Below are 11,859 nucleotides of genomic sequence, written 5' to 3' on the forward strand. Positions count from 1 at the left end.
GCGGCGGACACGTGTTTCCGCCACCCGCGTTCTGTCGGTCACCCCTGCCATGATGGGCGCCATGCCCGTCGGTGCCAGTCGCTCTTCGCCCGAGCGGCTCATCGGTGCCGCTCGCTCTTCGCCCGAGCGGCTCATCGGTGCACTCGACGACGAGCAGCGCGAGGCAGTGCTGGCACCGCGCGGCGCGGTGTGTGTGCTGGCCGGCGCCGGCACGGGCAAGACCAGGACCATCACCCACCGGATCGCCCACCTGGTCGCCGCCGGCCACGTCGCGCCGGGGCAGGTGCTCGCGGTCACGTTCACTCAGCGCGCCGCCGGTGAGATGCGCGGCCGGCTGCGTGAGCTGGACGACGGCGTGGGCACCGGCTCGGTGCAGGCCGTCACGTTTCACGCCGCCGCGCGCCGGCAGCTGCGCTACTTCTGGCCACGCGTCGTCGGCGACACGTCCTGGCAGCTGCTCGACAGCAAGTTCGCGGTCGTAGCCCAAGCGGCCGCCCGGGGCGGGCTGCAGGTCAGCACCGACGACGTCCGCGACCTGGCCGGCGAAATCGAGTGGGCCAAGGCGTCATTGATCAGCCCGGAGGACTACCCGGCCGCGGTCGCGAAGGCGAGCCGCGACACCCCGCTGGAGGCCGCCAAGGTGGCCGGGGTCTACGCCGGCTACGAGGAACTCAAGACCCGCCGCGACGGGCCGGCGTTGCTGGACTTCGACGACCTGTTGCTGCACACCGCGGGCGCGATCGAAAACGACGCCGGGGTCGCGCAGGAGTTCCGCGATCGATACCGCTGCTTCGTCGTCGACGAATACCAGGACGTCACCCCGCTGCAGCAGCGCGTGCTCGACGCATGGCTGGGCGACCGAGACGACCTGACCGTGGTCGGCGACGCCAACCAGACCATCTACTCGTTCACCGGCGCGTCGCCGCGCTACCTGCTCGGCTTCTCTCGGCGGTTTCCCGACGCCACCGTCGTGCGGCTCGAACGCGACTACCGGTCGACGCCGCAAGTCGTGTCGCTGGCCAATCGGGTGATCGCGGCAGCCCGCGGCCGGATGGCCGGCAGCAAGCTGCACCTGGTCGGGCAGCGTGAACCCGGTCCGGCGCCGTCGTTCGCCGAACACCCCGACGAGGTCGCCGAGGCCACCGCGGTGGCCAAGCAGATCGCAAAGCTCATCGAATCCGGTACACCGGCCGCCGAAGTCGCGGTGCTGTACCGGATCAACGCGCAGTCCGAGGTCTACGAGGAGGCGCTGACCGAGGCGGCCATCCCATATCAGGTGCGCGGCGGCGAAGGTTTCTTCACCCGCCAGGAGATCCGGCAGTCGCTGCTGGCCCTGCAGCGCGGCCTGGAAAGGGGAGAACGCGGCATCGAAGGGCAACTACCTCAACTGGTGCGCCAGTTGCTCGAGCCGCTGGGCCTGACGACCGAACCGCCGCCCGGCAGCAGGGCCCGGGAACGTTGGGAAGCGTTGACCGCGCTGGCCGAACTGGTCGACGAGGAGGTGGCGAGGCGCCCGCAGCTCGACCTGGCCGGGCTGCTGGCCGAGTTGAGGCTGCGCGCCGACGCCCGCCACCCACCCGTCGTGCAGGGCGTGACGCTGGCATCGCTGCACGCCGCCAAGGGACTGGAGTGGGACGCGGTGTTTCTGGTCGGGCTGGCCGACGGCACGCTGCCGATCTCCCATGCCCTCACCCACGGTCCCGACAGCGAAGCCGTCGAGGAGGAGCGTCGCCTGCTATACGTCGGAATCACAAGGGCCCGTGTGCATCTGGCGCTGAGCTGGGCACTCGCGCGCACACCGGGCGGTCGGCAGGGCCGCCGGCCGTCGCGTTTCCTCAACGGCATCGCACCGCAGACCCAGCCCGACACGACGCCGAGCCGGCCACGCCGGCAGCGCGGCGCCGCGCCGCGCTGCCGGATCTGCAACGCGTCGCTGTCCACGCCGACCGCCGTGCTGCTGCGCCGATGCGAAACCTGCCCGTCCGACATCGACGACGACCTGCTCGCCCAACTCAAGGACTGGCGGCTGCGCACGTCCAGGGAGATGAGCGTGCCGGCCTACGTGGTGTTCACCGACACCACGCTGATCGCGATCGCCGAGCAGCTGCCCACTGACGACGCCGCGCTGGTCGCGATACCGGGAATCGGGGCGCGAAAGCTCGAGCGGTTCGGCCCCGACGTGCTCACGCTGGTGCAAAGCCGCAGGTCAAAAAATGGGTTGTCCCGGTCGACTGGTAACCTCTAGCCTCGGTACGGGCGGGCGACCCGTCCATTCTGTGTTCGTGCGAGTCGACGAGAGGAGGTCCCGATCATGAAGAACATCAACCCGTTCGGCGTAAGCATGCCGGCTGCCGGCCGCGTTCGGGCCCTCCACGCTGCCACCGCGCGCTCCGCGCATGCGGGCATTGCCGCGCAGCGCAAGCGCCGCACCGCCGCCGCGACCGACGCGTCCGTGGATGGGGGCTTCCTCTAGAACGACCCCAACATCGCCGAGAGGCCACGGACCGAAAGTCAAAGGATCCGTGGCCTTTTTGTTGGGCGATCCCCAGCTGGTCATGGTCCTTCCGAACAACTGACGGAAACGACCAGGAAGCAGGTGATCGGACATGTCGACCCGGACATGCCGCGATGAGAAGCTGCCGGCGCTGCCTTGCCATGTCGGAGATCCCGACTTGTGGTTCGCCGAAAACCCCGCAGACCTGGAGCGGGCCAAGGCGCTGTGCGCGGAATGCCCGATTCGGGCCCAGTGCCTGGCGGCGGCGCTGGAACGCGAGGAGCCGTGGGGAGTCTGGGGTGGCCAGATTTTCGAGCGCGGCGTCGTGATCTCCCGCAAGCGCCCGCGCGGACGCCCGCGCAAGCACCCGCAGGTCAAACCCGCTGCCGCGTAGCAGCCGCCGAAGGTTACTCGGCGAAGCCGGGAAGATACTGCAACACAATCGATTTCAGAGGTACATGCGCATCCAGCTGGGCGTTGATCGCGACCGCCGATGCGATCACCCGCAGCGGCAATGCGAGCTTCGGCGGCAGGTCGAGCTGGCGCGCCGTCCTGATTTGTGCAACCGACCGATCCATTTGGACCATGGTCATCCTCTGCAACCACGTGCGAGTGAAGTGGAACACGTCGAACTGCACCGGCTCGACGTATTGGCGCAGCATGTCGTCGATTTCCCGCGCTGACACCTGCTCGCCGGGCTGAATGAAGCCGATCTTTTCCATCGTCGCCAATAGGTTGTCGTAGTCCTTGTCGAGGGCATACCGCAGCATGTGGCCCAACTCGATCGGCAGTCCGCCCGGCAATGGCGCGACGGCGCCGAAGTCGATGACGCCCATTTTGTTGTCGGGCATCAGCATGAAGTTTCCCGGATGCGGGTCGCCGTGCATCAACTCCAGGCGTTGCGGGGCGCTGTAGGTCAGTTCCGCCAACCGGGTGCCCATCAGATCGCGTTGTTCGACGGTCCCGTTGCGGATGATGTGCGACATCGGAATGCCGTCGATCCACTCGGCGATCAACACCTTCGGCGCACTGGCCACGATGTGCGGCACCACAAAGTGCGGGTCGCCCTCATAGGCGTTGGCGAACGCGCGCTGGTTGTCGGCCTCCAGCCGGTAGTCCAACTCCATCTCGGCGCGCTCGATCAGCTCGTCGACGACGCCTTCGACGTCGGCACCAGGGGAGAGCTGCTTGAGCATGCTGACCATCCGCTGCATCGTCTTCAGGTCCGCGCGCAGCGCCTCGTCGGCACCGGGGTATTGGATCTTGACGGCCACCTCGCGGCCGTCGTGCCACACCGCCTTGTGCACCTGGCCGATGCTGGCCGAGGCCACCGGCGAATCGTCGAAGGCCAGAAACCGCTCCCGCCACCTGGTGCCGAGCTGGGCGTCGAGCACCCGGTGCACCTTCGCCGCGGCCAGCGGCGGGGCGTCTTTTTGCAGTTTGGTCAGCGCCTCGCGGTACGGCCCGCCGTACTGCTCGGGAATCGCCGCCTCCATCACCGACAGCGCCTGGCCGACCTTCATCGCGCCGCCCTTGAGCTCACCGAGCACCTGGAAGAGCTGGTTGGCCGCCTTCTCCATCAGCTCGGCGTTGACCTCGTCCTTCGACATGCCGGTCAGCCGCTTGCCAAACCCCAACGCCGCGCGGCCGGCGAAACTGACCGGAAGGCTGGCCAGCTTGGCGTTGCGGGCCGCGCGCCGGCGCTTGATGTCGGTCACGGATACATCATCCATGACCGGGAGCCGGCGTCAGTCCTTGGCGTCGCCCTCGGAATCGTCGGGATGCTTTTCGAACTCGGCGATCGCTTCGTCGAGCGCGCTGTCGATGCCGCTGATGTCGCCGCCGATGATCCGGTCGATGAACCCGGCCGGCTCGTCGAGATCCTTGGCGCTCGGCAGCAGATCGGGGTGCTGCCATACGGCATCCCGGGCGTCGACGCCGGCCGCCTGCGTCAGCCGCTCCCACAGCACCGTGGCTTCACGCATCTTGCGCGGCCGCAGCTCCAGGCCGACCAGCGTGGCGAAGGTCTGCTCGGCCGGCCCGCCGGTGGCGCGTCGCCGCCGCAGCATTTCGGACAGCGCGCCCGTGCCCGGAATGCGGTCGCCCAGCGCGGCCGTGACCACGGTCTGCACCCAACCCTCGATCAGCGCAAGCAGGGTCTCGAGCCGCTCGAGTGCGGCGGTCTGCTCGGGCGTGGCCTTCGGCTCGAAAAGGCCCTGCGTCAGCAGCTGTTCCATGGCGGCCGGATCGCCCAACGACATCGGGTTGAACCCGCGCGCGGCCTCCTCAATGCCGCTCAGATCGATCTTCATGCCCTTGGCGTAGGCCTCGACCGTGTTGAGCAGCTGGCTGGCCAGCCACGGCACGTGGCTGAACAACCGGTGATGCGCGGCCTCGCGCGCGGCGAGGAAGGTCAGAATTTCGCCGCGCGGCTGTTCGAGTCCTTCCGACAACTCGTCGACAGCTCCGGGCAGCAACGCCGCCACGCCCTTGGGGCCAAGCGGCAGACCGATGTCGGTGGAGGTCAGCACCTCCTTGGACAGCGTGGCGAGCGCCTGGCCGAGCTGCGAGCCGAACGCCATGCCGCCCATCTGGGTCATCATTGACAGCAGCGGGCCGGCCATCGCCTTGGCCTCCTCCGGCAGCGCCTGCGCCCACACCGTCGAGATCTGCTCGGCCATCGGATCGCACAGCCGCTTCCACGTGGCCAGCGTGTTGTCGACCCAGTCGGCCGGTGTCCACGCGACGGCCTTGGTGGTGCCGGCGGGCAGCGCGGTAGCGCCGTCCAGCCACGTTTCCGCGAGGTGCACCGCGTCGGCGATAGCCGAGCTGGTGCCGGCCGGGACCGGCCGCACAAATCCGATCGAGTTGGACGCCAGCTGGCGGGCCAGGTCGTAGTTCACCGGCCCGCTGCTGCGGCCGCTGGTCATCGCGCCGCCGGCGCCGCTGAACATCTGACCGAGCCGGGTGAAGATCTGTCCGAGGTCGGCCACGTCGAAATCGCCGCCGGTGAAACCGAACGGATTCGGGCGCGTGTCGTCGCCTTCAGAGCCGGAGCCGTCGCCGGGATCCTTCTTGCCGCGCTTGTCGCGGTCGGGGTCATCCCCGCTGGAAAAGCCAAAAGGCAGGTCAGCCATACCGTCAACGGTACTCATCGCGGAGACCGAAGGTGGGCCGCCCAGTCACGCTCTCAGTGAACCTGCCGCAGGCACACGCTCTACATTGGTCGCCGTGAACAGGCGGATTCTGACGCTGGTCGTGGCGCTGGTGCCGGTTGTCGTGTTCAGCGCGCTGCTGGCCGTGGTGACGGTGCCCTACGTGTCGTTGGGTCCCGGCCCGACGTTCAACACGCTCGGCGAGTTTGACGGCAAGCAGGTCGTCGACATCGTGGGCACCCAAGTCCATCCCGCATCCGGGCATTTGAACATGACCACGGTGTCGCAACGCGACGGCCTGACCTTGGCCCAGGCGCTGGGCCTGTGGATGTCGGGCCGCGAGCAACTGGTCCCGCGCGACCTGGTGTATCCGCCGGACAAGACCCGCGAGCAGGTCGACAAGGAGAACACCACCGACTTCAAGCGGTCCGAGGACAGCGCCGCATATGCCGCGCTCGGCTACCTGAAGTACGGCCAGGCCCTGACCGTCGACGCGGTCAACGATCCCGGCCCGTCGGTCGGCAAGCTGCACGCGGGCGACGCGATCGACGCCGTCAACGGCACCAAGATCACCAGCCTCGACCAATTCCAGGGGTTACTGAAAGCCACCAAGCCCGGCCAGCAGGTCACCCTCGACTACCGCCGCAAAAACGCACCCCCCGGGTCGGCCACGATCACGCTGGGCGCCAATCCCAAGGGCGACTACGGCTATCTCGGGGTGGCGGTGCTGGAGGCGCCTTGGGCGCCGTTCACGGTCACCTTCAACCTGGCCAACATCGGCGGACCGTCGGCCGGGCTGATGTTCAGCCTGGCCGTTGTCGACAAACTGACCACCGGCGATCTCGCCGGACAGAATTTCATCGCCGGCACCGGCACGATCAGCGGCGACGGTAAGGTCGGGCCGATCGGCGGCATCACCCACAAGATGCTCGCCGCGCACGAGGCCGGGGCGTCGGTGTTTCTGGTCCCCGCCGAAAACTGCGCCGAGGCCCGATCCGGCAACGGCGACGGGCTCCAGCTGGTCAAGGTGGCAGACATCGGTCAGGCCGTCGACGCGCTGCACGCCATTTCAGCCGGTGGCGAACCTCCCCGCTGTTAAGGATTAGCTGAAAACGATGTGCGTACAGTTGGGGCACGTCACATCCAACACTTTCCGGGAGTAGATCGAAGTGGGAATGCGGCCGGCGGCGAGGATGCCGAAGCTGACCCGACGCAGCCGGATCTTGATCGCGATCGCGCTTGCTGTGGTGGTGCTGCTGCTGGTCGGCCCGCGGCTGGTCGACGGGTACGTCGACTGGCTGTGGTTCGGCGAACTCGGCTATCGCTCGGTGTTCTCCACCGTGCTGGTGACCCGCATCGTCGTGTTCCTGATTGTGACACTGTTCATCGGTGCGGTCGTGTTCGCCGGGGCGGCGCTGGCCTACCGCACCCGACCGGTTTTCGTCCCGACCAGCGGGCCGAACGACCCGGTGGCGCGCTATCGCACCGCGGTGATGACGCGGTTGCGGCTGATCGGCATCGGAATTCCGGCGGTGATCGGTGTCCTGGCCGGCATCGTCGCGCAGAGCTATTGGGTGCGCATCCAGCTGTTCCTGCACGGCGGAAACTTCGGCATCGCCGATCCCCAGTTCGGCAAGGACCTCGGGTTCTACGCGTTTGAGCTGCCGTTCTACCGGCTGGTGTTGAGCTATCTGTTTGTCGCGGCTTTCCTGGCCTTCGTCGCCAACGTGTTGAGTCACTACATTTTTGGTGGCATCCGGCTCTCCGGTCGCACCGGGGCGATGAGCCGGCCGGCGCGCATACAGCTGGTGACCCTGGCCGGGGTGCTGGTGCTGCTCAAGGCGGTGGCCTACTGGCTGGACCGCTACGAACTGCTGTCGCACACCCGAAGCGGTAAACCGTTCACCGGTGCCGGCTACACCGACATCAACGCGGTGCTGCCCGCCAAGCTCATCCTGCTGGCCATCGCGTTGATCTGCGCGGTCGCGGTGTTCTCCGCAATCGTGCTGCGCGACCTGCGGATACCCGCCATCGGACTGGTGCTGCTGCTGTTGTCGTCGCTGATCGTGGGCGCGGGCTGGCCGCTGATCGTCGAACAGATCAGCGTCAGACCCAATGCCGCGCAGAAGGAAAGCGAATACATCAGTCGAAGTATCACGGCTACCCGGCAGGCCTACGGGCTGAACGCCGACGCAGTGACCTACCGCGACTACAGCGGCAACAGCGCCGCAACCGCACAGCAGGTCGCCGCCGACCGGGCGACCACGTCGAACATCCGGTTGCTCGACCCGACCATTGTCAGCCCGGCGTTCACCCAGTTCCAGCAGGGCAAGAACTTCTACTACTTCCCCGATCAGTTGTCCATCGACCGCTACCGGGGATCCGACGGCAACCTGCGCGACTACGTGGTGGCCGCGCGAGAGCTCAACCCCGACAGGCTGATCGACAACCAGCGCGACTGGATCAACCGGCACACCGTCTACACACACGGCAACGGGTTCATCGCATCACCGGCCAACACCGTGCGCGGCATCGCCAACGACCCTAATCAAAATGGCGGCTATCCGGAGTTTCTGGTGAACGTCGTCGGCGCCAACGGCACGGTACGCAGCGACGGGCCGGCGCCGCTTGATCAGCCGCGGGTGTACTTCGGGCCGGTCATCTCCAGCACGTCGGCCGACTACGCAATCGTCGGCAAGAACGGTCCGGACCGCGAGTACGACTACGAGACCAACACCGAGACCAAGAACTACACCTACACCGGCCGCGGCGGCGTGCCGGTCGGAAACTGGTTGTCCCGCAGCGTGTTTGCGGCCAAGTTCGCTGAGCGGAACTTCTTGTTCTCCAACGTCATCGGCTCCAACAGCAAGATCCTGTTCAACCGCGACCCGGCCCAGCGGGTGCAGGCCGTCGCGCCCTGGCTCACCACCGACAGCTCGCTGTACCCCACGATCGTCAACAAGCGACTGGTGTGGATCGTCGACGGCTACACCACCCTGGACAACTATCCGTACTCCGAGCTGACATCGCTGACGGCCGCGACCGCCGACTCCAACGAGGTCGCGGTCAACCGGCTCGCGCCCGACAAGCAGGTGTCCTACATCCGTAACTCGGTCAAGGCAACCGTCGACGCCTACGACGGCACCGTGACGCTGTACGCGCAGGACGAGAAGGATCCGGTGCTGCAGGCGTGGATGAAGGTGTTCCCCGGGACGGTCAAGCCCAAGAGCGCCATCTCGCCCGACCTGGCCGCGCACCTGCGTTACCCCCAGGACCTGTTCAAGGTGCAGCGCATGCTGCTGGCCAAGTACCACGTCAACGATCCGGTCACGTTCTTCTCCACGTCCGACTTCTGGGACGTGCCGCTGGATCCGAACCCGACCGCCAGCAGTTACCAGCCGCCGTATTACATCGTCGCCAAAGACCTTGCGCTGAACAATGATTCGCCGTCGTTCCAGCTGACCAGCGCGATGAACCGGTTCAAGCGTGACTACCTGGCCGCCTACATCAGCGCAAGCTCGGATCCCGCGACGTACGGCAAGATCACCGTGCTGACGATCCCCGGTCAGGTCAACGGGCCGAAACTGGCCAACAACGCGATCACCACCGACACCACGGTGAGCCAGGACCTTGGCGTGATCGGACGCGACAACCAGAACCGGATCAGGTGGGGCAATCTGCTCACCCTGCCGGTCGCGCAGGGCGGATTGCTGTACGTCGAACCGGTCTACGCCTCACCGGGAACCAGCGACGTGGCGTCGTCGTACCCCCGGCTGATCCGCGTCGCGATGATGTACAACGACAAGGTCGGCTACGGTCCCACCGTCAGCGACGCGCTGACAAAGCTGTTCGGTCCGGGTGCCGGTGCCACCGCGGCCGGGGTGGCGCCGTCGGACGCCGCCCAGCCCTCCGATGGTCAACCGCTGGCCGACAACGCCGCGCCGCCGGCCGGCGCGCCGCCGAACAACGCGTCGCCGCCGCCGGCCGCCACACCGGCACCGGTGCCCGGCGCCGTCCCGCCCGGCGGCGGCCCGATCCAGTTGTCGGCGGCCAAGGCTGCGGCGCTGCAAGAGGTCCAAGCCGCGCTGGGCGCGGCGAAGCAGGCGCAGCAGAGCGGGGATTTTGCCGCCTACGGCCAAGCGTTGCAGCGCCTCGAAGACGCGATGACCAAGTACAACAGCGCCAGGTAGCCACCCTTCACCGGCCCCGCGCCCGGCGACCAGCCTCGTCCGTGGCGACCCGCCTTCGTGCGAGCCTCGTCGCGCCATCGGAGGAGGCTGGAGTCCGCGATCGCGGCCGCCACCGGGGATTTGGACGTGACCAATTCCTTCGGTAACCTGGCGTTTACCGTCGCGGGGTGGAGCAGCTCGGTAGCTCGCTGGGCTCATAACCCAGAGGTCGCAGGTTCGAATCCTGTCCCCGCTACCAGGTAAACGGCCCTCGGAAACTTCTCCGAGGGCCGTTTTCATCGGCTTTGGGAACACGTTTGGGAACATTCGCGAAGTGTGCGGTTCCGGTTCATGCTTGACATTTCAGTTCCGGTTGGTGCTTGACGGTTCGGGGACGCGGTTCCGGTAGGTCCGCGACAACAGTTCCGGTAGGTGCTTTACACCCTGGTTCGTAGGCCATCGCGACACGCCGTCAGTCGCGCGCCATCCCGCTGCCCAACCCCTCGCCGTTGTGTAGGTCTTCGGCCGGGCGGGTAGCCAACTATCCACCACAACTATCTCTAGGAGCCGGGAGGCCCCACTATGTCGAAGAAAAACAGCATCGTCGAGGGGCTGAAAGCCCCGATCAAAAAGGTCAAAGAGGTCGGCAAGGCCGTCAGCGACCCCTTCGAGAAGCTGCAGAAGGAAAAAAAGCTCGGCCCCGTGCTGCACTCCAAGGCGCTCGCCGCGCTGAAGCAGATCCAGCAAAAGAACCCGGAGCTTAAGAAGGTGCTGGATGAGTCGGCCGGCTTCGCGGTCGTGCCCGAGATCGGCCGCTCGTCGCTCGTCCTCGGCGCCGCGTACGGGCTCGGCGAAGTGTTTAAGGGCGAACGCGTGATCGGATATGCCGCCATCGTCGAGCTGACGATCGGGGTTCAGCTCGGCGGGACGACCTTCCACGAGCTCGTCGTCTTCCACGACGAGGGCGCACTCAAGAACTTCAAACAGGGCAAGTACGCCTTCGCGGCCGACGCGGCCGTGGAGATCGTCAGGGCCGGAGCGCAGGCCTCGAAGGGCTTCGGTGCGAGCTCGTCCATTTACGTGTTCGACGAGGGAGGCACGCTTCTCGACCTGGCGATCGGCGGGCAGAAGTTCATCTTCAAGCCGGCGGCGCTAGGCCGGGCGAGGACCACCGAGGGTGCGCTCGAAGAAGGCACCGCCCCCAAGTCGGGCCGGCAGGCGCAAAGTGCGAAAAAGCAAAGTGCGAAAAAGCAAAGGGAGCCCGCAGCCGGAGAGCGAGGAGGAGCCGGCCGAGACCGAGCAGGCGCCGCGCGGAAGCGCACCGGCAGCTGACGGGCGCACCGGCTCTTGGGCTTCGCGACGGTCTCCGCGACGAAGCCGCCGCCCGGTGACCGATCCAGAGCTTAATGTACCGGGTCGGACGTGCTTGGCGGGGAACAGAAGTCGAGGTTGCATACGCCACACCGCACGGCCGGCCCCGCAAGCCGCGCCAGGATGCGCTGACGAGTCAGCCCTCACCGAGTAAATAGCTCGCGGCTTATTCGGCTGCCTCACGGTCGTCGTTCTCTAGAACATGGGCGTACGTCTCAAGGAAGAACCCGATGTTGGCGTGGCCGATGCGCTCGCTGACGATCTTGGGGCTGACGCCGGCGCGCAGCGCACCGGTGGCATAGGAATGGCGCAAGTCGTGAAACGTGATGCGCGGAAGTTCGGCACCGCAGCAAGTCGGTCGAACCGCTGCCGGATCGAATCGGGATGAATTGGCCTGCCGTCTTGGTACGTGAACACGTAGTCGTGAGGTGGATAGTCGGGACCGAAGAACTCGCGCTCGGAGTCTTGAACCTCGCGCCAGCGCCGCAACGCCCCGACTGTCGCGGTCGATTGAGATCGCCTTGTCTGGCCGCAGTCGTCAGCCGTTTTTTACCAATGTGAACTGGCATACGTCGGTGTAGCCGTCACGGAATAGGTCGGCGCAGCCGGTTAGGTACTTCATGTAGCGCTGGTAGACCTCTTCGGATTGAACCGCAATGGCCTGCTCTCG

10 protein-coding genes and 1 tRNA gene are annotated in these 11,859 nt (G+C 66.8%); 7 read left to right on the forward strand and 4 right to left on the reverse strand.

The window, feature by feature from the left end; genetic code table 11:
* Positions 1–61: 61 nt before the first annotated feature.
* From VE759_RS04775 to VE759_RS04785, 3 genes are all read left to right on the forward strand, one after another.
* A complete protein-coding gene (locus tag VE759_RS04775; protein WP_414687832.1) occupies positions 62–2,245 on the forward strand; it encodes an ATP-dependent DNA helicase UvrD2 in 2,184 nt (727 codons plus the stop codon).
* 66 nt (positions 2,246–2,311) lie between these two features.
* Positions 2,312–2,473, forward strand: a complete 162-nt coding sequence (locus VE759_RS04780) for a hypothetical protein (RefSeq protein WP_324928722.1) — start codon at positions 2,312–2,314, stop codon at positions 2,471–2,473.
* A gap of 133 nt (positions 2,474–2,606) precedes the next feature.
* On the forward strand, positions 2,607–2,888 hold the full coding sequence (locus VE759_RS04785; protein ID WP_324928723.1) for a WhiB family transcriptional regulator: 282 nt from the start codon (positions 2,607–2,609) through the stop codon (positions 2,886–2,888).
* Between the two features lie 13 nt (positions 2,889–2,901).
* Here VE759_RS04785 and VE759_RS04790 read toward each other — a convergent pair whose 3' ends face one another.
* Both VE759_RS04790 and VE759_RS04795 read right to left on the reverse strand, forming a co-directional pair.
* The gene (locus tag VE759_RS04790; RefSeq protein WP_324928725.1) at positions 2,902–4,227 is read right to left on the reverse strand and encodes an ABC1 kinase family protein; all 1,326 of its coding nucleotides are present in this window, start codon (positions 4,225–4,227) and stop codon (positions 2,902–2,904) included.
* 15 nt (positions 4,228–4,242) lie between these two features.
* On the reverse strand, positions 4,243–5,649 hold the full coding sequence (locus VE759_RS04795) for a zinc-dependent metalloprotease (protein ID WP_324928727.1): 1,407 nt from the start codon (positions 5,647–5,649) through the stop codon (positions 4,243–4,245).
* A gap of 76 nt (positions 5,650–5,725) precedes the next feature.
* On the opposite strand from VE759_RS04795, the gene VE759_RS04800 reads away from it, so the two are divergent.
* The 4 genes from VE759_RS04800 to VE759_RS04815 all read left to right on the forward strand — a co-directional run bounded on the left by VE759_RS04800 (position 5,726) and on the right by VE759_RS04815 (position 11,150).
* Positions 5,726–6,748 (forward strand): PDZ domain-containing protein, encoded by a 1,023-nt coding sequence (locus VE759_RS04800; protein WP_324928729.1) that lies wholly within the window; start codon positions 5,726–5,728, stop codon positions 6,746–6,748.
* 70 nt (positions 6,749–6,818) lie between these two features.
* Positions 6,819–9,839, forward strand: coding sequence for a UPF0182 family protein (locus VE759_RS04805; protein WP_324928731.1), 3,021 nt, complete (start codon positions 6,819–6,821; stop codon positions 9,837–9,839).
* A 161-nt stretch (positions 9,840–10,000) separates the two neighbouring features.
* Positions 10,001–10,077 (forward strand) — tRNA-Met (locus VE759_RS04810).
* Between the two features lie 323 nt (positions 10,078–10,400).
* Positions 10,401–11,150, forward strand: coding sequence for a hypothetical protein (locus VE759_RS04815; RefSeq protein WP_324928733.1), 750 nt, complete (start codon positions 10,401–10,403; stop codon positions 11,148–11,150).
* 205 nt (positions 11,151–11,355) lie between these two features.
* On the opposite strand, the gene VE759_RS22865 is transcribed toward VE759_RS04815, so the two are convergent.
* Together VE759_RS22865 and VE759_RS04825 are read right to left on the reverse strand one after the other, a co-directional pair.
* Positions 11,356–11,724, reverse strand: a complete 369-nt coding sequence (locus VE759_RS22865) for a tyrosine-type recombinase/integrase (RefSeq protein ID WP_414687833.1) — start codon at positions 11,722–11,724, stop codon at positions 11,356–11,358.
* A 3-nt stretch (positions 11,725–11,727) separates the two neighbouring features.
* Positions 11,728–11,859, reverse strand: a 132-nt coding sequence (locus tag VE759_RS04825) for a class I SAM-dependent methyltransferase (protein WP_324928741.1), incomplete at its 5' end; no start/stop codon positions are given.

The sequence above is a fragment of the Mycobacterium sp. genome, from assembly GCF_035640695.1.
GTDB lineage: Bacteria > Actinomycetota > Actinomycetes > Mycobacteriales > Mycobacteriaceae > Mycobacterium.